General features: G+C 56.9%; 22 protein-coding genes. 13 read left to right on the top strand and 9 right to left on the bottom strand.

Features of this window, described 5'->3' with window-relative positions; all coding sequences use genetic code 11:
• Positions 1–8 precede the first annotated feature (8 nt).
• From DPEP_RS08715 to DPEP_RS08675, 9 genes are all read right to left on the bottom strand, one after another.
• Entirely contained in the window at positions 9–554 is a 546-nt protein-coding gene (locus DPEP_RS08715; protein ID WP_050771318.1) for a diol dehydratase small subunit, read from the bottom strand.
• A gap of 6 nt (positions 555–560) precedes the next feature.
• Positions 561–1,232 carry a propanediol/glycerol family dehydratase medium subunit gene (locus tag DPEP_RS08710; protein WP_005661363.1) on the bottom strand — a complete coding sequence of 224 codons (672 nt, stop codon included), beginning with the start codon at positions 1,230–1,232 and terminating at the stop codon, positions 561–563.
• A 14-nt stretch (positions 1,233–1,246) separates the two neighbouring features.
• Positions 1,247–2,917, bottom strand: a complete 1,671-nt coding sequence (locus tag DPEP_RS08705; RefSeq protein WP_005661362.1) for a propanediol/glycerol family dehydratase large subunit — start codon at positions 2,915–2,917, stop codon at positions 1,247–1,249.
• 30 nt (positions 2,918–2,947) lie between these two features.
• On the bottom strand, positions 2,948–3,769 hold the full coding sequence (pduB, locus tag DPEP_RS08700; protein ID WP_005661360.1) for a propanediol utilization microcompartment protein PduB: 822 nt from the start codon (positions 3,767–3,769) through the stop codon (positions 2,948–2,950).
• A gap of 30 nt (positions 3,770–3,799) precedes the next feature.
• Positions 3,800–4,081, bottom strand: a complete 282-nt coding sequence (locus DPEP_RS08695; protein WP_005661359.1) for a BMC domain-containing protein — start codon at positions 4,079–4,081, stop codon at positions 3,800–3,802.
• The gene (locus tag DPEP_RS08690) at positions 4,078–4,566 is read right to left on the bottom strand and encodes a EutP/PduV family microcompartment system protein (RefSeq protein WP_005661358.1); all 489 of its coding nucleotides are present in this window, start codon (positions 4,564–4,566) and stop codon (positions 4,078–4,080) included. The genes DPEP_RS08695 and DPEP_RS08690 overlap by 4 nt, the downstream gene beginning before the upstream one ends.
• Positions 4,563–4,910 carry a BMC domain-containing protein gene (locus DPEP_RS08685; RefSeq protein ID WP_005661357.1) on the bottom strand — a complete coding sequence of 116 codons (348 nt, stop codon included), beginning with the start codon at positions 4,908–4,910 and terminating at the stop codon, positions 4,563–4,565. Before DPEP_RS08685 ends, DPEP_RS08690 begins: the two co-directional genes overlap by 4 nt.
• 227 nt (positions 4,911–5,137) lie before the next feature.
• Positions 5,138–6,706, bottom strand: coding sequence for a helix-turn-helix domain-containing protein (locus tag DPEP_RS08680; RefSeq protein ID WP_005661356.1), 1,569 nt, complete (start codon positions 6,704–6,706; stop codon positions 5,138–5,140).
• On the bottom strand, positions 6,703–7,929 hold the full coding sequence (locus DPEP_RS08675) for a sensor histidine kinase (protein WP_005661355.1): 1,227 nt from the start codon (positions 7,927–7,929) through the stop codon (positions 6,703–6,705). The genes DPEP_RS08680 and DPEP_RS08675 overlap by 4 nt, the downstream gene beginning before the upstream one ends.
• A 65-nt stretch (positions 7,930–7,994) precedes the next feature.
• Here DPEP_RS08675 and DPEP_RS08670 point away from each other — a divergent pair, with 65 nt between their 5' ends.
• The 13 genes from DPEP_RS08670 (at position 7,995) to hemL (ending at position 21,500) form a co-directional block, all read left to right on the top strand.
• Positions 7,995–8,510: a cob(I)yrinic acid a,c-diamide adenosyltransferase gene (locus DPEP_RS08670; RefSeq protein ID WP_005661354.1), complete on the top strand. Its 516-nt coding sequence runs from the start codon at positions 7,995–7,997 to the stop codon at positions 8,508–8,510.
• The gene (locus tag DPEP_RS08665) at positions 8,507–9,889 is read left to right on the top strand and encodes a cobyrinic acid a,c-diamide synthase CobB (RefSeq protein WP_005661353.1); all 1,383 of its coding nucleotides are present in this window, start codon (positions 8,507–8,509) and stop codon (positions 9,887–9,889) included. Before DPEP_RS08670 ends, DPEP_RS08665 begins: the two co-directional genes overlap by 4 nt.
• 229 nt (positions 9,890–10,118) lie before the next feature.
• Positions 10,119–10,751 carry a precorrin-8X methylmutase gene (locus tag DPEP_RS08660; RefSeq protein ID WP_005661351.1) on the top strand — a complete coding sequence of 211 codons (633 nt, stop codon included), beginning with the start codon at positions 10,119–10,121 and terminating at the stop codon, positions 10,749–10,751.
• Positions 10,748–11,881 (top strand): cobalt-precorrin-5B (C(1))-methyltransferase CbiD, encoded by a 1,134-nt coding sequence (gene cbiD / locus DPEP_RS08655; protein ID WP_005661349.1) that lies wholly within the window; start codon positions 10,748–10,750, stop codon positions 11,879–11,881. Before DPEP_RS08660 ends, cbiD begins: the two co-directional genes overlap by 4 nt.
• Positions 11,860–12,498, top strand: coding sequence for a precorrin-6y C5,15-methyltransferase (decarboxylating) subunit CbiE (gene cbiE, locus DPEP_RS08650; protein WP_005661348.1), 639 nt, complete (start codon positions 11,860–11,862; stop codon positions 12,496–12,498). The genes cbiD and cbiE overlap by 22 nt, the downstream gene beginning before the upstream one ends.
• Positions 12,495–13,082: a bifunctional cobalt-precorrin-7 (C(5))-methyltransferase/cobalt-precorrin-6B (C(15))-methyltransferase gene (locus DPEP_RS08645; RefSeq protein ID WP_005661346.1), complete on the top strand. Its 588-nt coding sequence runs from the start codon at positions 12,495–12,497 to the stop codon at positions 13,080–13,082. The genes cbiE and DPEP_RS08645 overlap by 4 nt, the downstream gene beginning before the upstream one ends.
• Positions 13,079–13,852 (top strand): precorrin-4 C(11)-methyltransferase, encoded by a 774-nt coding sequence (gene cobM, locus DPEP_RS08640; protein WP_005661344.1) that lies wholly within the window; start codon positions 13,079–13,081, stop codon positions 13,850–13,852. The genes DPEP_RS08645 and cobM overlap by 4 nt, the downstream gene beginning before the upstream one ends.
• Positions 13,849–15,555, top strand: a complete 1,707-nt coding sequence (locus tag DPEP_RS08635) for a cobalamin biosynthesis protein (protein WP_005661342.1) — start codon at positions 13,849–13,851, stop codon at positions 15,553–15,555. The genes cobM and DPEP_RS08635 overlap by 4 nt, the downstream gene beginning before the upstream one ends.
• Positions 15,552–16,268, top strand: coding sequence for a precorrin-2 C(20)-methyltransferase (locus tag DPEP_RS08630; RefSeq protein WP_005661340.1), 717 nt, complete (start codon positions 15,552–15,554; stop codon positions 16,266–16,268). The genes DPEP_RS08635 and DPEP_RS08630 overlap by 4 nt, the downstream gene beginning before the upstream one ends.
• Positions 16,265–17,389, top strand: coding sequence for an NAD(P)-binding domain-containing protein (locus tag DPEP_RS12860; RefSeq protein WP_005661338.1), 1,125 nt, complete (start codon positions 16,265–16,267; stop codon positions 17,387–17,389). The genes DPEP_RS08630 and DPEP_RS12860 overlap by 4 nt, the downstream gene beginning before the upstream one ends.
• The gene (gene hemC, locus DPEP_RS08620) at positions 17,386–18,750 is read left to right on the top strand and encodes a hydroxymethylbilane synthase (protein ID WP_005661336.1); all 1,365 of its coding nucleotides are present in this window, start codon (positions 17,386–17,388) and stop codon (positions 18,748–18,750) included. The genes DPEP_RS12860 and hemC overlap by 4 nt, the downstream gene beginning before the upstream one ends.
• Entirely contained in the window at positions 18,747–20,204 is a 1,458-nt protein-coding gene (cobA, locus tag DPEP_RS08615) for a uroporphyrinogen-III C-methyltransferase (RefSeq protein ID WP_005661334.1), read from the top strand. Before hemC ends, cobA begins: the two co-directional genes overlap by 4 nt.
• Positions 20,205–20,210: 6 nt before the next feature.
• Positions 20,211–21,500, top strand: a complete 1,290-nt coding sequence (gene hemL / locus DPEP_RS08610) for a glutamate-1-semialdehyde 2,1-aminomutase (RefSeq protein ID WP_005661332.1) — start codon at positions 20,211–20,213, stop codon at positions 21,498–21,500.
• The last annotated feature ends 1 nt before the right edge of the window (position 21,501 follow it).

Raw genomic sequence — 21,501 nt, 5'->3', positions numbered from 1 at the left:
ATCTACCTCTATCCGGTAGGCAGATCGCCTTTGAGAAGCTTTCTGCGTTCGTATACGTCGGCGGTCTCCCGAAGAAGCTCGGCACATACCATAGCACCGTAGTTCTTCTCCAGCTCGTCGGCTATTCCCAAAAGATCGGACTTCGTGGATCTATGGGGTCTCATGGCGTTGTATATCTCCAACACCCTGGAATCTGGGACCTTGGTTAGCTCCGCGGCCCTGCGAAGATTGACGGCTATCTGATGGCATCCGTCGTCCTCGGCTATCTGAGCCTGATATTCCAGGGCATCGGGGGTTATTTTGAAGTCCTCGAAGGCCACATTTCCGCTCTCTATATTGGACAAGGTCAGCTCGTCGAACCCCTTGCCTCTGGGCCCGACCAAAAGCTCCGGCCTTTTAACCGCTAAAGGGTAATCGTTCTTGGACAATACCTTTCGGTCTTTTACGGAAGTTTCCTGAGGCGAATTAGACGCCCCTTTTTCCTGGTTTCCTCCACTCTGTAGGACCTGACGGACCATCTCGGCTATAAGCTTCTCGTTGATCTCCACTGTCATCCCTCCCTACCTGAACCGGACCTGAAGCTCCATGGGAGACTTGGAGCGATCCAGTGCCTTGACTTCCTTGTTGTGCAGCAATGCGGCTATTCCCTGGAATTTAGGCCTGGCCATAGGATCGTTTTTAGTAGCCACCGGCACCGGCTGCTCTCCCTTGGCGTACATGCCGGCGTTTCTGCCTATGGCTCTGAAGGTCTCCAGATCCAATAGGGGAGACTGAGGGAACAGCTCCAGGTTGTTGAGAGGGGCCAGGTCTCTCTGATGTATGACGGTCGTACCTCTGGATATGATCCCTATACCGACTCCCGACCCGGAGAGTTTCGCCGCCTGATGGGCGATGAACGCCACGTCTGCGGTGTGATAGACCCTGACGAGTCTCCAGGAAAGGCCCTGCTCCTCTATTCCGGCAAAGACCTGACGGAGCACGTCTGCCAGGGAGACATCCACGATGGTGGCGTCGAATTCGGTTCCGAATGCGGGAGGTATGGCCACTACAACCTCTCTGGCATCTGTGCCACGGGTAGCCCTCTCTTTTTCGGTCATCTCCATGGAGATTTCGGCCTTTACGGCGGGAGCGGACGGTCTTGCCGTGACGGAGGCAGACTCCACGTTCTCCGAGGCAGCGACCTCCTGCAGGACCTCGGCTATGACTTTACGGACCAATTCTTCGTTTATCATTCCCAAGTCCCTCCTTAAACGTCCTCGGCCTTTATGGCCCAGGGCACGTTCTTAAGCTGGTTCCAACGCTCCTCCGACATGGAATATCCCGTGCCGGGTCCCTGGTAGGAGTTCGGGTCGTTTACGGCACTCCAGACCCCGCCTTCCCTATCGACCCAGGCCGAGGTCTGGAGATAGTCTCCTGAGACGTGTTGTTTCATCATCCTGACCAGGGCCTCGGCTTCCTCTCGGAATCCTCTCTTGGAAAGGGCCTTTATGATGTCGATACCGTTGATCATCTCGGTCATGACCCTCTCTGCTGCCTTGAGGTCCTCGGGGATGTTTCTGGGGGGCATGTCCGAACTGGAGTGACCGTAGGTGGCCGCCTCGATTTCCTCGTCCGAGATGGCAGGGAATCCCAGCTCGTCGTAAACCGCCTGAAGGGCTCTGGCCGCCTTGTTACGGCAGGCCACGACCTCGTCCTCCGTTACGGGGATGAGTCCTCCATCGACACGGAAGTCTCTCTGAAGGGTAAGATAGTCGTCGACGTCCTCTATGTCCCAATTGGAGCCGGCGAACATATTGTCCTTGTTGGGAACGCCCGAATACCCGGAGAAGATGAAATCCGCACCGGAGAACATCTGAGGAATTGTCCTAGCGGTACGACGCATGTCCGAATGGGAGAAGGTCTGGTCGTTTCCGGAAGCGACCTCGAGACCGTATATCATGGTTATGAGGTTCTCTCCCGCCACGGCCCTAAGACCGCTGGGAACGGCTCCGGGAACCCCGATACAGGATATCGATCCGTTCTGAAGTCCCTGAACGCCGGCACCTTTGGTGACCATGATGCACCGGGCCTCCAGATAAAGCATGCTCCGTCCCTCTGCCGCACCCATCTGGACCTCGCTACCAGTTCCGCTGGTGAATCGCATCTTTATTCCTCGACTGGCGTAGGCGGAGGCTAGGAAGGCCTTGGACCATGGGGTGTCGTCTCCGTCCACGAAGACGCTCTCCGTACCGTAGACCGAGACGGTCTCGGCATAGCTGGTCAGTCCCTGCATTCCGATCTGGAGCTCGAAGGCCTCTTCCAGAGCGTCCTGTGTTAGAACGCCGGGACGTCCTGTCTGGGATCCGACCAGAAGGGAAATAGCGTTGAGAGCCGCATAGCGTGCTACCGCCACGGTGGTCTCCTCCTCCATGAACCCTCTCAGGGCTCCCTCCGCCGCGTCGGCACAGAGCATGATGGGGTTGTCCGTAGCACTGGTGATATGGGCCTGGTTGCCCGGAGTCTGACGAGCCCTCATCTTCTGCATTGCCATCATTATCTCGACGATGTTCATCTGACCGATAACGTCGGCCATCTTCGCAGGGGTAAGTCCTGAGAAAACCCTGCGGACCTCCTTGGCAGAGACCGATATATCCACCAACATCCTGGCCAGCTCCAGAGAGGACTTGGACATGGCCTCCTGGGCGACGGACCGATCTATGCAATAGTCCGCCACGAACTGCTCTATCATGTCGAATTCCTTACGGGGACGTCCGTCCATCTCGACTATCAGACCGTCCCTTACCACCACCGAGGGCTTGGGGTCGTTGGGACTATCCATGGCTATGAGGCCGACGTCTACCCACTCTCCGATGAATCCGTCCTGATGAACCGGGCGGTTCTCCAGGATCTCGAATCTCTTGCTTCTTTTATCTGCCATCGCTGTCACCTCCGTAGCTAAAGACCGACATTAAATGTAGGGAGTGGTGTCGGTCGCAGGTGCCTCTCCGAAAGCCCCGAGAAGTTTCTGTCCCATCTCTCTGGCGGCTATGATCGCCTGACGGACGGCACCGGAGTCCCCGGTGAATGCGATGATACACTCGTTGGTCCAGCAGGTGCCCTGGCCGGGAGAACTGTAGGCCAGAAGCTCTACCTCGGCAGCCTTGAGAGCGGTGTCGCTCATCACAAAGCCGATTCCGGCAGGAGCTCCGACTATGAGACCGAAGGCCCTTCCGACAGGGGCTCCGAACGCCTTGTTGAGAGCGTCGCTGGCCCTGGCGGTATACTGAAACTCGAGGTGACCGGCCGCACATCCGTAGACGTCGCCGAAAGTGCGATCCAGGTCTTTCAGGGCGACCTCGACGGCCCTACGGGCGTCCGATACGTCCTCCGCCCCGAAAAGGATCAGGCATCCGTGTCCGGCCCCTCCCTCGGTGTCCCTGCATAGTTCGAGAGCGACGATCTCGGTGTTGGTGGCCTTTACGGCCTCGTCGGCCGCCATTATCTGAGGTCCGGCCCCGATGCGATCGGAGATGATTCCGATGGACCTGTACTTGGGATCGATCCCGAGCTTTTCATGAAGGGAGCTCTCGACATTTGCGATAACCAGACCGATGGTGTGTCCTCTGGCAAGACCGACGAACTCGGTGACCCCAACGGAGGGAGAGCAGAACGAACCGCAACTCTCCTCGACTGCCTTGCTCTCCTGAGCGGGAGCGGCGGCAGGAGCGGCACCCTCTCCAAGCCTTTTCATAACCTCGTCCATAACCTTCTTCATTACATCCTGTTCCATCCCTTTGCTCCTCCTATCAGTCAGTTATCGCTAGCCCTCTATCTTGGGCAGGATCCTCTCGGTATCCGAATGAGGCCTGGGAATCACGTGAATGGAGACGACCTCTCCGACCCGCTTGGCCGCCGCGGCTCCGGCGTCGACGGCAGCCTTGACGGCCCCGACGTCGCCTCTCACCATAACGGTCACGTAGCCCGACCCTATCTTTTCGTATCCGGCGAGACGGACGTTAGCCGCCTTGACCATGGCATCGGCAGCCTCTATAACTCCTACCAATCCTCTGGTCTCGACCATGCCCAACGCTTCTGCATTCATTCCGATGACACCTCCTGTTTTAGCTTTCCGTCCTCATAAGAGGTCGGTCGATACCTTTCCATCGTGGACTTCAAAAACTCCAATCCCTCCCCTGTGACGGAGGAGATGACACAGCTCTCCCTCACTCCGCTTCGACGAAGCGACTTCTTCGCCCTCTCGATCTGCTCCGAAGACGCCAGATCGGACTTGGTGACAACTCCCACGATCGGGGCGCATATCACGCTCGAAAACGTCGGAGGAGGGGGACAATTCCTGGTGGGATCCACCAACAACAGCACGACCGATGCCTTGGAGGATGTGGATATCAGGGAGTTGTAATGTAGAGGGATGTCCAGAAACTCCCCGGGCGTGTCAACGAAATCGCCGCAAAAATCGATGGACTCGGTCTTTACCGTCCTAACCGCCTTATCGGAAAGGACTCCCAAAAGGGTGGTCTTGCCGGAATCGACGGAACCGATGACCATAACCCGCCATGGTCGACTCATGTCCTCGTGACCTCGGCGGGAGTAAATCCCAAGGCGTCCCTGAGGACCGATACGGCACTGGATAGGGCGCTCTCGACCGCAGATATCTCACCGGATATCATCACGCAACCGGTGAACCTGTCCACGAACTCGACCTCGACGACCGCCGCTTTCGACGCGACATCTGCCGCTATGATGGAGCCCTCCCCTGGAGTTATGGTCATCAATCCCAGGGCTCCTCCTCTGTCGACTCCTATGCGTTCGCAGAGATTGGATCTGGGATTCCTGACCACGTGAGCCAAAGTGATCTGTTTTCCCGGCACGAACTCTTGAATGGAACGGGGTAACTTGCCCGATTCGGACACTGGGCATCCTCCTTCCTGAACACTCGCGGAAACTAATCGTCCATATGATGTTATAGGAGGGAGAAGTTGAAAGCATTCAAAGAGAGGGCGGAGTTTTTGACCGATAGCGCCACAAGATGAAGCTGAACGAGGGATGAAAAAACTTCGTCTCTCTGAAGCGACGACAAGTAATCAAAAAAACGAAAGCGCCGCCTCTGAGGGCGGCGCTTTCGTAGATCGTTTGCTCTTCAGTTTTTTTTCCTGTAATCGCTGGGGCTACACCCGGTCGACTGCTTAAAGATGGTGCTGAAATAGGCGATGTTGCCGTACCCCACCGAGATGGCCACGTCTCTGACGGAGACTCCGTCGGATAAGAGGGCTTTGGCTCGATCCATCCTCACCGATTTTACCTTGTCGACGAAACGATCCCCAAGAACCCGTCTGAAGGTCCTGCTCAGATAACTGGGACTGACGTGTACTGCGTCGGCCACCCTCTCAAGGGTAACGTCGTCGTAGTTGGCCTCTATATAGTGTAACGCCTGCTGAACCATTATGACCGTAGGATCGCTGGCGGATTCCCTCACTGTCCAGGCCTGATCGAAGGCCTCCGGAAGAGCTTTGGTAAGAGCCATGGGAGTCTGTATCGATATGAGATTAAGCATCTGCCGCCTGCTCCATCCAGCCACCGCTCCGGCATCACATTTCAGCCGAAGCAAGACATGACATACCTGTCCTAAAAGACCTGTCACCATGAACTTGACCATGTTGAGATCCGAAGGGGACGAGTTGCTTATCAACACATCCAAGCTTTCCTTGACGGAAGAGAGAAGATCCGGTCTATTGTTCAGAAAAGCCTCCACAGACTGCTGCTGCACAGTCTCCAGATCGAAATCGTAATCCGGCGTAGGAGGGTCGTCCACGCTGTTCTCCACCATGACGGCCCTCCCCATCCCTTCCAGCAAACTCTCTTCGAGGGCCTCTTCCAACCTGGTAACGGCGGAGGGGATCGATTCCAGTCGGTCTATAAGTCCTCCGTAAGCCACGTTCGCCATTGCGTCGTTTCTAAGTATTACCTCAAGGAAACGGGAAAGCCAACGGTCGACGTCCGACAACGCCTCCTCGAAGGTCACCAGAAAAAAGGACAGAGACCCGTCCCACGGGACCGTCACTACCTCCTCTCCCAGAGCCTTGTCGAAATCGTCCCACAGGAAGAGCGAGTCGGTTCCAAGCCCTCTCTCGCTCGCCACGGAGATCACCCCGAAAAGGTGACATGGTCTGGAAGGGGGCAATCTTAGGCTGGCCATGACGTCCATCATTCCCTCGCTTACCTGACCGGAACGAAGCAGATCCTGTATCATCCTAAGGGCCAATGAGCCTCTGTTGTTCTTTATGAAGGTCTTAAGCTGATCTATCTCCAGAGTTCTGAGCCGTCTTTCCCTGACGTCCCGCAAGACCCTGTCGAGCTCTTCCTGGAGACGCTCCCCCGTGACGGGTTTTACCAAAAAGGACTTGACCCCCAGTCCCATGGCGTTCTGGGCGTATTGAAACACGTCGTAAGCCGTGATCAACACGACGTCCCCTAGAAAACCGTCTTCCTTGAGCCTTTTGAGAGAGCTTAAACCGTCCCCTCCCGGTATGTGTATGTCGAGAAGGACGACATCGGGATCCCAGGCCCCGCAGAGTTCCTCGAACTCGGGGGCGGTTCCGACCGATTTTATCTCGAGAGGGTCCTTCATCCTCTCCAGGAGAATCGACAGAGCCTTCCGTTCAAGAGGCTCGTCCTCCACCACCAGGACCTTGAAGATATCTCCCGTCATCCCGTCATCTCCTCCCCTCGTCTCAAAGGCATGGTAACCTCGAATCTACTTCCATCACCGGGACAGGAGGACCAACGGAGACATCCATCTTTCCCATAGTGAAGATCCAACCTTTCCATGACGTTCGACACCCCGACTCCGGGTGAGAAATTGGAACAATCGAATCCTACTCCGTCGTCGGAAACGGTGACCACAAGGGAACCTTCTTCTATGGAGGCCTCGACGGAAAGGTGGCATCGGTCAGTCGAGGGTTCCACTCCGTGCACTATGGCGTTCTCGACCAGAGGCTGCAATATCATGAAGGGTACCCTCACGTCCCTGGTTCCGGGACCGACGTGGAGATCGAAGTCGAACCGGTCGCTGAACCTTATCTTGTTTATAGAGAGAAAATGTTCGACGCACTCCACCTCTCCGGCAAGGGGAACCAGCTCCTCTCTGGACTGTCTTCTCAAGACATATCTCAGATACTGGGAAAATCTGTAGGCCAAGGACTCCGTCTCAGGCGCATCCTCGAACATGGCGAGGCGAACTATGGCGTTGAGGGTATTGAACATGAAGTGGGGGTTCAATTGATGTCTGAGAGCCTTTATCTGACTGATCTTCAGGTTTCTCTCGAGAGACTGCTTATCGCATTTCTCCCTCATGAGGACCAGGTCCTTTACGAGTAACTTCTTCTCCGCCAAACGGCGCTCGCATAGCTCCACGACGTGGGACGAGACCAGCTTTATAAGCTCTCCTCCCTGGTCTATGACCTCCCTGGGGACAACCGGAGCTTCCATGAACAGGTCCACCAGTTCGTCCCGGTTGGAGAGATTCTGCCAACCGACTCCGGCGAGCTCCTCCACCTCCTGACGGGTATAGTGTCTAAGCTTTACCTGACCGCAAAGCACCACCCCGGCCAGACGACCCTCTATTACCACTGGGAGAGCCATATCTATCAATCCCGCATGACAGCGATATATTCTTACCTTTCCCTGTTCCAGCCCAGCCCTTCCACCGGCGGCATCGCTCTCCCAACACAGTCTCCGACCTTCCTCGGTGGACCGCATGAGACGGCAAAACCTTGTAAAATTGCTGGGGGTGGTTATCGGAACTCCCAAGGCCGTAGTGAGAACCGCACCACAGTTCAATATCTGGGCGAATCTATCCAGGATCTCCTGTAGGACTCCTATATTGACGGTCTGATGCCACCACTCCAGAGAACCGTACTCCAATTCTTCCACGATAATCTCACCTCCCAAAAGGAAGTGTAAACGAGGAAGAGAAAAAACGAAAGGAGCCATATACCATGAAAAAAGGGTATCTATCGGTAAACACCGGCGACGGAAAGGGCAAGACTACCGCCGCCGTAGGACAGGCTCTAAGGGCCCTCGGGGCGGGATATTCCGTCTACGTCGGTCAATTTCTGAAGAGCGATCGCTCCGGCGAGATAAGGATCCTTCGAGAAATCTCGTCCAAGGTCCTCACCGAAACCTACGGCATAGAGAGAAATGTAGGGTCACCCATGACGGAGCGAGACAGGGAGGCGGCAAAAGAGGGGCTGACACGACTGAAAAAAGCTATCGACGACGGCTACGATCTGGTTATAGCCGACGAGATACTGGTAGCGATGTCTTCCGGCCTGCTAGAGGAGTCGGAGCTGCTGGACCTCATGAAGTCGAAACCGGAGTCGGTGGAGCTCGTCATGACGGGAAGAGGGGCGACCCAGGCCATAATCGACAGGGCCGACGTAGTAACCGAGATGGTGGATATAAAACACCATTATCGCCTGGGAGTACAGGCAAGAGAAGGCATAGAGAGATGACAACCCCGAGGATAGTCATCGCCGGAACTCACAGCGGGACAGGCAAGACAACGATAGTCATGGGAATCGCCGCGGCCCTCAAGGCTAGGGAGATGTCGGTTCAGACCTTCAAGACCGGTCCGGATTATATCGACCCGGGATTCCACTCGGCGGCATCAGGAAGACCGTGCAGAAACCTGGACTCCATGCTTTTGGAGAAAGACCCTTTGCTGGAGCTTTTCCACCGTGGATCGGAGGGATCGGAGATATCCATCATCGAGGGCGTGATGGGACTTTTCGACGGAGCAACGGGAGTGGACGACAGGGGAAGCGCAGCAAGTCTGGCCAGATTAAGCGAGACTCCCGTTGTCCTGGTTGTGGACGCCAGGTCCATGGCCAGAAGCGCAGCTGCGGTCGTTCGAGGCTTCGCGTCTTTCGACCCCTCTGTCTCAGTAGAGGGAGTCATTTTCAACAGAATAGGCAGTCCGAGACATTTCGAAATGGTAAAAGAGGCGGTAGAATCGACCACGGAGGTGAAGGTACTGGGATATCTCCCTAGAGACGAGGCCCTGGATCTTCCAGAGAGACATCTAGGACTCGTCCCAGCATGGGAGAGAGATGATTTTTCCTCCTATCTGGAGCATCTGGCAGGGCTAGTGGAGAATAACGTGGACTTAGACGCCCTGCTGTCTCTGGCCCGAAAAGCCCGTCCCTTCCCATGCCACAGATCCGAACTGTTCCCCTACCCCTCCGTTCCCGAGAGGATCGATGTAGCCGTGGCCATGGACAAGGCCTTCCATTTCTACTATCAGGACAACCTGGATATACTGACTCACATGGGAGCGAATCTAGTGCCTTTCAGCCCGATAGACGATGAAAAGATACCTCCAGAAGCATCGGCTCTTTACATAGGGGGAGGCTTCCCGGAGCTCTTCGCTCCGGCTCTGGAGACGAACCTGTCCATGAGAGAGGACGTAAAGAAGAAGGCCGAGGAGGGAATGCCCATCCTCGCCGAGTGCGGAGGTCTGATGTATCTGGTGGAGGCCATAGAGACCCCTGAGGGCAAGGTCCACTCCATGGCGGGAGTCTTTCCCGGCCGAATGTCCATGGGGAAGAGGCTCAGGGCCCTGGGATACTGCGATGGGGAGACCCTGATGGACACATTGCTGGGTCCAAAGGGCAAAAGAATCCGCGGTCACGTGTTTCACTGGTCGTCCTACGATGGCCCCGACGACGCTCCCATAGCCCTGAGGCTTTCCAAGGGAGACAGGACGACAGAGGAGGGCTTGGCGAAAAACAACGTACTGGCGAGCTACCTCCACATCCATTTCGGAAGCGACAGGACGGTCCCAGAGAGTTTTCTTGAGACCGCTCTAAGATGGCAAGAAAAAAGGGCATAGGACATTTGACAAACCGGGCCGAAGCCCTATCATTTTCAGACAGACACGTAGACGTCTCTTTTCGGAAAGTCCGGTGAAAATCCGGCGCGGACCCGCCACTGTATCCTCCTGCCTCCGCAGGGGGGAGCCAGATCGCGAGAAGAAGACGAAGGCAGAAAGCTCCGCGAGGTTCGGACCGGTAAAAGGCAGACCCTCGAGGGTCTGCCTTTATTAGATTAGGAGGAAAAACATGACTCAGAGATTCATGGCTCCCGCCGACATAGAGGCAAAGAGCTTCAGGATACTCCAGGAAAAAATGGGCCCTTTCTACGGAACGAAAGAGGAGCTGGCCATCGTCACCAGGGTGGCCCACGCCACGGCCGACGTGGATTTCGGCATGAGCCTGTACATACACGCAGGGGCAATAAAATCGGGGTTATCCGCCCTCCGGTCGGGAGCGCCGGTTATAACCGATGTCGAGATGGTCCGGGCCGGAATAAGAAAAGACGGCTTGGAGAGCATGGGCGGCAGGGTGCTGACCTTCCTGAACGATCCCGAAGTGGCCGAGATGGCCAGAAACACTGAGAATGCCACCAGGTCCCAGATGGCCATGAGGAAGGCACTTCCCCACATGGAAGGAGCCATCGTCGCCATAGGCAACGCCCCTACCGCCCTCTTCGAGATCATAGACAGGATAAAGGCGAAGGAGGCCAGCCCCGCTCTGGTAATCGGAATGCCCATAGGGTTCGTCGGAGCCGCCGAGTCCCATCAGGAACTGATAGAGCTCGATTATCCGTCCATAACCGCCCCGGGGCCCAAGGGAGGAAGCCCCGTCGCAGCTGCGATAGTGAACGCCCTTATAAAACTGGCCCTCAGACCATGACGGCCCGATTCGAATCTCTGGGATCCGTCGGAGGGCTCAGAAGAGGATTCACCTCTGGCACGTCGGTTCAGGCCGCGGCCAAGGCGGCCACCTACATGGCCGTGACTGGAGAGACGACGGACACCGTGACGGTGGAACTGCCAAACGGGATGGAGTTGGAGGTCCCGGTGGAGGACGCTGCGATAGGAAAAGGGTGGGCCTCCTGCTGCGTGATCAAGAGGTCCGGAGACGACCCTGACGTTACGGACGGGCACAGATTCTGCTGCACCGTGAGAATATCGGACCTCCCGGGCGTGACGGTCATAGGGGGCAAGGGCGTCGGCAAAGTCACCAAAAAAGGCCTACCTATTCCTCCTGGAGAGCCCGCCATAAACCCCACTCCCAGGAAGATGATCCTACGGGACCTCTCCGCTCTGACGCCTAACGGCAAGGGACTGGAAGTGGAGGTTTCCATTCCGGACGGCGAGGAGCTGGCGAAAAAGACCTGGAACCCCAGGCTGGGGATCCAGGGAGGAATCTCCGTTATAGGCACCACCGGCATAGTGGAACCCAAGTCGACCGCGGCCTGGGAGGCGTCCATCGACGTCTACGTCAAGGTGGCAGCCGAAGAGGTCGCAAAAGGCCCCCTGTTCCTTCCTCTCGGGTATATCGGGGAAAAACTCCTGAAAGAGAGATTCGATATCCCGGCGGAGAAGATCGTCAAGACCGGAGACAAGGTGGGCTACACGCTTGAACGATGTATTGCCGAGGGGATAAAGAAGACCCTCATCGTGGGACATATCGGCAAGCTTACCAAGCTGGCCGCGGGTATATTCGACACTAACTACAAATCGGGAGACGGAAGACTGGAAACCGTAGCGGCATGGGCCGGAGCCTCTGGAGCATCTCAATCTGTGATTCGAGAGATATTGGACCTCAAACTGGCCGAGGCGGCGGTTCCCATAATAATCCGAGAGGGTCTTGAGGAAACATTCAGCCACATATCCAGACGATCTCAGGAACGGCTGACAGAGTTCCTCAAGGGAGAGATGGAGATAGCCACGGCCCTAACCGACCTGGAGGGAACGATCCTGTCCACCTGGCCTGAAGACGTCATGGAGGGGAAATCATGGAAAAAATTCACATCGTAGGGGTGGGGCCTGGATCCAGGAACTACCTCCTTCCTATAGCCCTAAAGGCAATAGAGGGCTCCGACACCCTCCTGGGATCCCCGAGAGTTCTGAAGATGTTCTCCGACATGGCGGACAAGAAAACGGTGACCCTGTCGGGATCTCCGTCGGAGGCGCTTGAAATCATCTCGAAGAGAGGTCGAAACGAGAGATTGGCCGTCCTGGTCTCCGGAGATCCCTGCTTCTTCAGTCTGGGCAGCTCCCTGGCCGCATCCCTTCCGGAAGATCAATACGAGATCATACCGGGACTGAGCTCGATCTCCCTGGCCTTCTCCAGACTGGGAATATCCTGGCAGGAAGGAACCTTCGTAAGCGTCCACGGAAGACCTCTGGATTCCTTGAACGGGCTGCAAAAAGAGACCGGCCCGATAGCTATCCTGACCGGCGGGCTCAACAACCCGATGGAGGTTGCCTCGAAACTTCTAAAAATAGGGGCATCGGATAGAAAGTGCTGGACCATGTCGAACCTGGGGACCGACGACGAAAGGGTCGAATCGACAAACCTATCAGATCTGTCCGAAGAGGATCGATCTTCCTGGCCCTCTCTGACCCTGGTCCTTCTGGAGCCGCTGTCATGAGAGGCCCTCTTACGGACGACTCCTTCATCAGAGAGCCGTCGATACCTCTGACCAAAGCCCCGATAAGGGCGATCGTAACATCTCTGTTGCAGCCCCTCCACGGATCCGTCCTGGGAGAGGTGGGAACCGGAAGCGGAGGCATAACGGCGGAGCTGGCGAGACAGGTGGGACCGGGAAAGATCTTCTCTCTGGACCCATCGAAGGAGGCTCTCTATCTGGCGTCCAGGAACCTGTCTAAAATGGGCTTGACGGACAGGGTGACTTTGATCTGTGGAAAAGCGCCGGAGGATCTTTCCTCCCTCCCCCCCTTGGACGGCCTGACGATAGGAGGACACGGAGGGCGGCTTACTTCCATAATCCGAGCCGGTCTATCTAAACTCAAAGAGAACGGAAGAATAATCATCACGGCCAACATGCTCTCTACGGCGAACGAAGCCCTAACGGCCCTGGAGTCCCTGTCGATAGAGCCCTCCATGTGGCAACTGGCCCCCTCGGAGGGACGGAGGACCAAGGCGGGATGGATGCTTAAAGCCTGGAACCCCGCCTTCATAGTGTGGGGAGATCGGAAGGGGAACTGCTTATGATAGAGAAAGCTAAAACGGTGAACTTCGTCGGGGCCGGACCTGGCGCACCGGACCTAATAACGGTAAGGGGAAGCGAGCTTCTAAAGACCGCGGATCTGGTCGTGTACGCCGGCAGCCTGGTAAACCCGGAGATATTGGAGATATGCAGGGACGACTGCACAATCATGGACTCGGCCTTCATGTCGTTGGAGGAACAGGTGTCAGCCATGGCCGCCTCCGCGGAGACCGGATCTTCGGTGGTTCGACTCCATACCGGAGACCCCAGCCTTTACGGAGCTGTGGCGGAACAGAAAAGGCTGTTGGAGGAACGAGGGATCGAAGTTCGATTCGTACCTGGAGTAAGCAGCCTACAGGCGACTGCCGCCGCTTTGGGCATCCAGTACACAGTTCCGGGAGAGACCCAGACCCTGATATGCACCAGACGGGGAGGAAGGACCCCAGTTCCAGAGAGAGAGTCGCTGGATAAACTGGCGGCTCACGGCTCGACCATAGTGCTCTTTCTCACGGCCGGGCAAGTGAAGGAAGCTACCGACGAACTGATAGAGGGGGGGCTCGATCCTAAAACCCCCGCCGCCTGCGTCTACCGAGCCTCCTGGGACGACGAGACCATCGTTCGCTCCGACCTCTCCGGGCTTGCCGAGGCTATGAGAGAAAGGGGAATAGACCATCAGGCTCTCATAGTTGTAGGCAAATGCCTAGACCCAGGAGAAGCCTCCAGCCTGCTCTACAACAGCGGCTTTTCTCACCGATTCAGGGAGGGTTCCCTTTGAATATAGCGGTCTTCGCGATCTCTGCTAGGGGGAAATCGGTGGGGAAAAGATGCGCCGAAGCTCTGAACGGTAAACTTATAACTCCCAGGAGAGACGAGCTGAAAGCATCTCTGTCCGAAATCTGGCATCGATCGGACGCCGTGGTGATGATAGGATCCACCGGAGTGGCCGCCAGGGTTACTGCCCCGTTGCTCAGGGATAAAGAGGCGGATCCTGCGGTGATAGTGGTCACGGAGGACGGAGAGCTGGTCCTGCCACTAACCGGAGCCCACCTTGGAGGGGGGTCGGACCTGGCCCGCTCCCTGGCGTCGGATCTGGGAGCCCATCTCGTATCCACGACATCCACGGACAGGATGAACGTCGCCGCTCCGGATCTGCTCTGCTCTCGATGGGGATGGAAACTCGAAGGCAGAAAGGCCCTGGTCCAGACGAACGGAGCCCTTCTGGACGGGCGGAAATTGCTTTTCTGGGTCGACGAAAACGAGGAAACTCCTCCGTTCCCGGAGGGATACCTCCCCTGCGAAACCCCCGACGAGGCGGACGTACTGGTGTCGCCCCGAGCTCTTTCCCTCGGATCCCACCAGGTACAGCTGATACCTCCGTCGCTGGTGGCCGGTATGGGCTGCAGAAAAGGAGTGGACAGACAGATCCTGAAGGAGACTCTGCTACGTCACCTCTCCAAACAGGGATATTCCATCTATTCCTTAGGCGAGATAAGAACCTCGACGGTCAAATCGAGAGAAAAGGGGCTCCTCTCCTTGTCGGAGGAACTTGGAGTACCTTTGACTAAGTTGGAGGACGAGGAGATTAGATCGATCGATGGTAATTTCTCCGCCTCCGCCGCCACAGCCCACTTCGATCTGCCCGGAGTCGCTGAACCCTGCGCTGCCTCGGCGGGAAGACTTATAGGCCCAAGATCGGCCGAGCGAGGGACCACTGTGGCACTGGGGCACCGTCCGGCCAGGATCGAGGGAAAACTCTACGTCGTGGGGACCGGTCCGGGGGATCGAAAGTACATGACGTTTCAGGCTAAGGAAGCGATAGACGACTCGGACGCCGTGGTAGGCTACCGACTCTACGTCGACCAGCTACCGGAGGAATGGCTGAAGAGGAAGAAAGTGGAAAGATACGGCATGGGAGAAGAGGAGGCCAGAGTGGCGTCGGCCATGGCCCTGGCCAAGAAGGGGTTTCGGGTATCCCTCGTATCGGGGGGGGATCCCATTCTTTTCGGCATGGCAGGGTTGGCCAGAAACATGGCGGAGGAACTGCCGGTCGAGGTTATACCGGGATTATCCGCCGCCCAGCTCGCCGGAGCCTCCGCAGGAGCCCCCTACTCCAACGGACTTATAATGCTCTCTTTGTCCGACTATCTACAGCCCTGGGAGTCTATAGAAAGAGCCCTGTCTGGAGCGGCATCCACGGGGCTCACCGTTGCCCTTTACAACCCGGTCAGAAGGGATCTGGACGTAAAACTCGAGGGAGTGAAGAAGGCCTACTCGACCAGAGACGGGCAAACCGTGTGGCTAATGAGGGACGTAGGACGGCCCGGAGAGTCCAGAAAAGTGATGGACCTATCCGAGCTGACGTCCTCCGATATAGACATGAGAACGCTGCTTCTTCTTCCCGGCGAGGACACCGTCGCCAGGAAAGGCTGTCTGGTGGATACGAGAGGGTACCACTTTGAAAGGAAGAAAAGAACATGACAAGAACTCTTATTGGGATAGGAGTCGGACCGGGGGATCCCGATCTAGTGACCCTAGGAGCTATAAAGGCCATAGAAAAGGCGGACCTGGCCCTCCTCCCTCTATCGAAAGAGGGAGGAAACAGCGTAGCCGGCGGAATAGTGAAGGGACATGTGGACCGCGACTGGGTTTCTTTGGTCTTCCCCATGAAGGGACGAGAGGACGAGAGAGACGAGACCATACTGACCCAACTTGAGGAGATAAGGCCACTGTGGGAAAAAGCCGAGACCGTGGTCCTTCCGGTTATAGGCGATTCGACCCTCTACGCGACCGTGGCTTGGCTGTACGAACAGTGGAAAAAGCTGGATCCTGACATGAAACTTAAGCTTATACCGGGAATATCCGCCCACGCTCTGGCGGCGTCGAGGACAAGTCGTTTTCTCGCCATGGGAGAAGAAAGGCTGTCGATACTTCCCGGAACGGCCTCATTCTCCGATCTCCAGGAAAGCCTCAGACATACCGACTGCGCCGCCATCTACAAACCTTCGGCGCTGGGAGAGGAACTACAACGACTGGTGGGATCCACCGGACCATGGGACGAGATGGTCCGAATAGTCAAGGCAGGACTTCCTGAAGAGGAGATATCGATAGGACAGGACGCCCTGTCTCCATGTGAGAACTACCTTTCGATCCTTCTGCTGAGACGGAAGGGATCCGAGGCGACCTCTCTATGAGGCTCATCTGTCTCTCCGTCAACTACGAAAACAGCAAATTGGCCGACAGAGCTGGACTCTGGGAGGACGAAAAGACCCTGCGCTTAATGTTGGACGGAGGGCCGCTCTCGGAGCTGCTCCCCATCCACACCTGCAACAGGACCGAACTCTACGGGATTATATCGGAAGGCAGTGAGCTCCCTTCGGACTCCATTCCCTCCTGCGCCGATATATTGACGGGTAAGGACGTGGTGGAACATCTCCTGAGGGTCCTTCTCGGATTGGAGAGCATGGCATGCGGGGAGTCTTTCGTGGTATCCCAGGTCAAGAAGGAATACGATAGATATTCTCCCCTTTGCGGGAGGATACTGAACAGGCTATTTCAGAGATCCTTCAACCTGGCTGGGATACTCAGAACCGAGTATCATCCTGGAAGGGCTCCGTCCATACCCTGGCTTATGGGCCAAGCCATCAAGGACCATCCGGCCTGGCCCTCCCCCAGGATAGCCCTGATAGGAGCCGGCGACATGGGAACCGAGACGGCGAAGGTGCTAAAGGCGATGGGACTTCCCTTCTCCGTATCGAACAGAACTGAAAAAACTGGAAGATCCCTGGCGGAGGAGGCCGGAGCCGACTGGATACCCTGGGAGAGATGGAAGGATCTGACCGAGACCTCGGACGTGTTGATATTCGCTACATCCTCCCCAGAACCGCTGCTATCCGAGATAGCGGGGGGAAACCGTCCCTGGATAATCGACATGGGAGCGATCCCTCAGGTAGAGGTTCCGGGACTCAAGAGGATCTCGGTGGACGAACTTAAAGACCGGACCCTGGAGATTCTGGACGACTACCGTCGACATCTCGGCAAACTGGAGGAGGAGACGGACGAGGCTGCTCAGGCTCTGTGGGCGGATCTGACAACCGTCAGGACCGATACCTACCGTCGGCTGGCCATGATGAGGGTGGGCCATATAGTCGATGAAAGGGCCGCTCGGACCGCTCAAAAAACCGGTGCCTCCGAGGAAATCCTAAGACAGATGGCCTGGAGCGTCGCTAAGGGCATATTGTCCCCGGTCCTGGAGATGAACAGCCCTCATTCGTCCAGGATATGGAGAGCCCTCTCGGAGGAGGAAAGATCGTGAACCGTAGATTTTCACTGATGGTATCGTTGGACTCCAGAGTGGGACCTATCCTGGTCGTAGGAGGCGGCTGCGTCGGGGAGAGAAAGGTAAGAACCATACTGAGCGCCGACTTTCCTGTCACATTGATATCCCCGACCGCAACGTCCGGGCTTCAGAGCCTGGCCTCCAAGGGGCTGATAAAGTGGCACGCCCGGGAGGTAACGGCGGATGATTTCCTATCCCATAGGCTGGCGGTGATCGCCCTTGCCAAGGAGGACACGGAAAAGATCCTTCCCACGGCATCGAAGGCGCGATGTCTGGTCGACTGCTGTGGTGCAGGCGAACTGGGAGACTGGTCTCTGGCGGCTCAGTTCCGTACCGAGACCAATCTCGTAGGAGTAGGCAGTTTCGGCAAGTCGCCGTCGGCATCGGCGGATCTGCGGATGAACATACAGAGTTGGATGGAGTCCGACAGGGAGAGACCTATACTTTTCAGCCGCAAGAGCGCCCTCGCCAGAGCTCAAACCATGGAGGCCGCCAGGGCCCTGGCTAAAAAGGGACTGCCGGTGGAGATAAAGACCATGTCGACCTGCGGCGACGAAAAACAGGACTGTCATCTATCCGCTTTCGGAGGAAACGGAGCGTTCGTCAAATGCCTGGAGGAAGCGATCATGGAGGGCAAGGGAGACGGAGCAATTCACAGCCTAAAGGACGTTCCCTCCGTTCTGCCAGATGGACTGGAACTGGTGGCGGTACTTCCCAGAGCATCGACCTCGGACGTAATCGTCTCCAACCATAAAGGGGGGCTTGAGGGACTCCCGGCAGGGGCCGTGGTAGGGACCTCCAGTCTAAGGAGAAAAGCGCAGCTTGCGATCACCAGACCGGACCTCGACTACACCCTCATAAGGGGCAACGTCAACACCAGGCTGGCGAAACTCCAGTCGGGAGACGCAGACGCCATAGTACTGGCCAAGGCAGGGCTCGACAGACTCGGGATATCGCCGGAGGGGGCGACGACCCTCCCGTTTCTCCCCGCCCCATGTCAAGGTATAATCGCCGTCGAGGCACGAAGCGGTTCGAGACTGGCCGAGGAGTTCCGGGCGATAAACCATCGTCCGACCTGGCTGATGGCCCTTGCGGAGAGAGAGCTGCTGGAATCCCTACAGGTAGGCTGTCACGTTCCTTTCGCCGCTCTCTCCGAATGGGTCGGCGGCGAATTGAGATTGAGAGCTCAGACCCTCTCTTACGACGGAAGACACATCGATTTCGAAGGCTCGCTGGCCGTGCGCTCCGACGACGACGCCCGAGACCTGGGCAGAGACGTTGCCCTATCCATAAAGGCATCCACCGAAGCCATTTCCATGTTGGAGGAAAAACCATGACCGTCTACCTGACCGGAGCGGGATGCGGTGGTCCTAGATGGATCACGGAAGAGGCCAGAGAGAGGATCTCTCTGGCGGAACACCTGGTCTACGACAGGCTGATACATCCCGACCTGCTCCAGCTTGCACCGAAGACATGTAGCTTCCACTACGTAGGGAAGAGAAAGGACAGCCACTCGACGTCTCAGGACGATATCTGTCGACTGCTGGTAGAGCTGGGACGAATCTCGGACAGAGTCGTAAGGCTCAAGGGAGGAGACCCCTTCGTATTCGGGAGAGGCGGAGAGGAGGCATTGGCCCTCCAGAAAGAGGGCATCCCCTGGAGCTACGTGCCGGGGGTCACAGCCGCAGTATCCGGCCTGGGGGCTGCGGGCGTTCCCTTGACCCACAGGGGGGTGGCGGAGACCGCGACCTTGGTCACCGGACACAGGAGGAAGGACCTTGCAGAAGAGGACGACCGTCTCTGGCAAAGGATGGCCGAGGCAGGAGGAACCAGAGTCATATACATGGGAGCCTCCAGAGCGGACAGTATAGCCGAAAAGCTTATGAAAGAAGGAGAACCCGGCGACAGAAGCTGTTCCGCCATCCGCTGGGGAGGATGGGGACGCCAGGAGAGGTCCGATTTCCGATTGGACGACATGAGGAACATGGGGCTACGAAGTCCAACGGTCATAGCGGTAGGAGAATCTTCCGCTCTTGGACTGACCCCGGCTTCAGGACCGCTTAAGGGACTCCAGATAGGCATAGTACGCCCCGCACCGGAATCCTGGAAAACGGCCAGGATCCTGGAAAACCTCGGGGCGGACTGTTACAGTCTCCCCCTGGTGAATCTCAGAAAATTAGAAAAAAACTGGAATGAAGAAGCTATCGGGAACTCCAACTGGTTGGTCCTCACAAGCCCTCGAGGAGTTTCACTGCTTTCTGAGGTCACGGACCTCAGAAAGATAGGCGGCAGAATAATATCCATCGGGCCGGGGACCTCCAAGGCCCTTTACGACATCGGGATTCATCCGGACCTGGAGGCAGAGATCCCTACCTCCGAGGGCTTGGCCGACACGGTAGAAAAACACGTCTCATACGGTCAGTCGATCCTCTTCTTCCGAAACGAGAGGGCCTCCGATCTGCCGGTCCAGGCGGCTCGCAGGGTTGGGGCGACGGTGCTCACATCCTCGGCCTACAGGATGGAGAGAGCCGAGCTCCCGGGAGAGGATATCTATCCTCTTTGCTGGGATGAATCGGGGTTGGACTGCGTCGTATTCGGAAGCGCCGCCATGGTAGAGGCCTGGGCAGCCAGGTTCGGAAGATCTAGTGAGGGAATAATCCCTGTGGCCTGGGGGGCGCACTGCGCCGAAGCAATCCGGGAGACTCTATCCATGGAACCGGAGGTCATGGGCGATCCCTCCATAGAGGGACTGATAGAATGCCTGACCTCCTTGCAAAGACGAAAGGGATGACTTGTGATGACCAACGAAGAAATGTTCAACACCGCCTGCAAACACCTGGTCGGTGGGGTCAACAGCCCGGTCAGGGCTTGGAAGGCCGTCGGCGGGGAGCCTCTGTTTCTGGTCAGAGGCGAGGGATCGTCGGTCTATGACCTGGAGGGGAACCGCTACACCGATTACGTATGCAGCTGGGGACCTCTCATACTCGGTCACTCCCACCCCTTGGTGGTAGAGGCGGTAAAGAGCGCCGCTGAAAAATCCACTTCTTTCGGAGCCCCCTGCGTACAGGAAGTAATGCTGGCGATGGCGGTGAAATCGGTATTCCCCTCCATGGAGAAAGTCCGTTTCGTAAGCTCCGGAACAGAGGCTACCATGTCGGCCCTTAGGCTGGCCCGAGGTTGCACCGGCAGAGACAGGATCGTTAAATTCGACGGGTGTTACCACGGCCACAGCGACTCTCTCCTGGTGGCTGCAGGTAGCGGGGCCTTGACCTTCGGCGTTCCGACCAGTCCTGGGATAACCGAGGGAACCGCAAAAGACACGTTGGTGCTCCCCTTCAACAACCTGGACAAAGCGGAGGCACTGTTCGAGTCGGAGGGATCCACCATAGCCGCCGTCATAGTGGAACCATGGGCGGGGAACATGGGGCTGGTCCCCCCTGTTCCCGGTTTCCTGGACGGTTTAAGGAAGCTCACAGAAACACACGGATCCCTTCTGATATTCGACGAGGTCATAACCGGATTCCGCAACTCAATGGGAGGGGCCCAACAGGTCGAGAACGTCGTCCCGGACCTAACATGTCTTGGAAAGGTAATAGGAGGAGGACTTCCGGTGGGAGCCTTCGGAGGCAGGTCCGACATTATGGACCGCCTCTCCCCTGTAGGAGATATCTACCAGGCGGGAACCCTGTCCGGCAATCCTCTGGCCATGGCGGCAGGCTTGGCGACGCTGGAGGAATTGTCCAGGGAGGGAACCTACGAGGCGCTTGAAAAAGCGGCGGAATCTCTCGAGATAGGACTTAGAGACGGCGGAAGAAAATGGGGTTTCCCAATGAGCACCACCAGATTGGGAGGGCTGGTGGGCATGTTCTTCTCCGAGAACGTGCCTAAAAACCTGGATGAAGTCAAGGCCGGAAGGGTGGACCTTTACCCGGCGTTCTTCTCGGGAATGCTAAGCAGAGGGCATTACTTCGCCCCCTCCGCCTACGAGACCATAATGGTATCCTCCTCCCACACGGAAGAGGACGTGACTTCCACGGTAAAAGCGGTGGAAGAGGTCTTCGCCGAGATGAAGAAAAGAGGACTGTAAA

The organism is Dethiosulfovibrio peptidovorans DSM 11002 (assembly GCF_000172975.1).
Taxonomy (GTDB): Bacteria; Synergistota; Synergistia; order Synergistales; family Dethiosulfovibrionaceae; genus Dethiosulfovibrio; species Dethiosulfovibrio peptidovorans.
Note: the sequence above shows the minus strand (reverse complement) of the source record. Positions and strands in the feature narration are given on the sequence as shown.

Excerpts from the sequence above, each read along its gene's own strand:
- DPEP_RS08715 (WP_050771318.1), bottom strand. The coding sequence starts at position 554 with ATGACAGTGGAGATCAACGAGAAGCTTATAGCCGAGATGGTCCGTCAG.
- DPEP_RS08710 (WP_005661363.1), bottom strand. The coding sequence starts at position 1,232 with ATGATAAACGAAGAATTGGTCCGTAAAGTCATAGCCGAGGTCCTGCAG.
- DPEP_RS08705 (WP_005661362.1), bottom strand. The coding sequence starts at position 2,917 with ATGGCAGATAAAAGAAGCAAGAGATTCGAGATCCTGGAGAACCGCCCG.
- pduB (WP_005661360.1), bottom strand. The coding sequence starts at position 3,769 with ATGGAACAGGATGTAATGAAGAAGGTTATGGACGAGGTTATGAAAAGG.
- DPEP_RS08695 (WP_005661359.1), bottom strand. The coding sequence starts at position 4,081 with ATGAATGCAGAAGCGTTGGGCATGGTCGAGACCAGAGGATTGGTAGGA.
- DPEP_RS08690 (WP_005661358.1), bottom strand. The coding sequence starts at position 4,566 with ATGAGTCGACCATGGCGGGTTATGGTCATCGGTTCCGTCGATTCCGGC.
- DPEP_RS08680 (WP_005661356.1), bottom strand. The coding sequence starts at position 6,706 with ATGACGGGAGATATCTTCAAGGTCCTGGTGGTGGAGGACGAGCCTCTT.
- DPEP_RS08670 (WP_005661354.1), top strand. The coding sequence starts at position 7,995 with ATGAAAAAAGGGTATCTATCGGTAAACACCGGCGACGGAAAGGGCAAG.
- DPEP_RS08665 (WP_005661353.1), top strand. The coding sequence starts at position 8,507 with ATGACAACCCCGAGGATAGTCATCGCCGGAACTCACAGCGGGACAGGC.
- DPEP_RS08660 (WP_005661351.1), top strand. The coding sequence starts at position 10,119 with ATGACTCAGAGATTCATGGCTCCCGCCGACATAGAGGCAAAGAGCTTC.
- cbiD (WP_005661349.1), top strand. The coding sequence starts at position 10,748 with ATGACGGCCCGATTCGAATCTCTGGGATCCGTCGGAGGGCTCAGAAGA.
- cbiE (WP_005661348.1), top strand. The coding sequence starts at position 11,860 with ATGGAAAAAATTCACATCGTAGGGGTGGGGCCTGGATCCAGGAACTAC.
- DPEP_RS08645 (WP_005661346.1), top strand. The coding sequence starts at position 12,495 with ATGAGAGGCCCTCTTACGGACGACTCCTTCATCAGAGAGCCGTCGATA.
- cobM (WP_005661344.1), top strand. The coding sequence starts at position 13,079 with ATGATAGAGAAAGCTAAAACGGTGAACTTCGTCGGGGCCGGACCTGGC.
- DPEP_RS08630 (WP_005661340.1), top strand. The coding sequence starts at position 15,552 with ATGACAAGAACTCTTATTGGGATAGGAGTCGGACCGGGGGATCCCGAT.
- DPEP_RS12860 (WP_005661338.1), top strand. The coding sequence starts at position 16,265 with ATGAGGCTCATCTGTCTCTCCGTCAACTACGAAAACAGCAAATTGGCC.
- cobA (WP_005661334.1), top strand. The coding sequence starts at position 18,747 with ATGACCGTCTACCTGACCGGAGCGGGATGCGGTGGTCCTAGATGGATC.
- hemL (WP_005661332.1), top strand. The coding sequence starts at position 20,211 with ATGACCAACGAAGAAATGTTCAACACCGCCTGCAAACACCTGGTCGGT.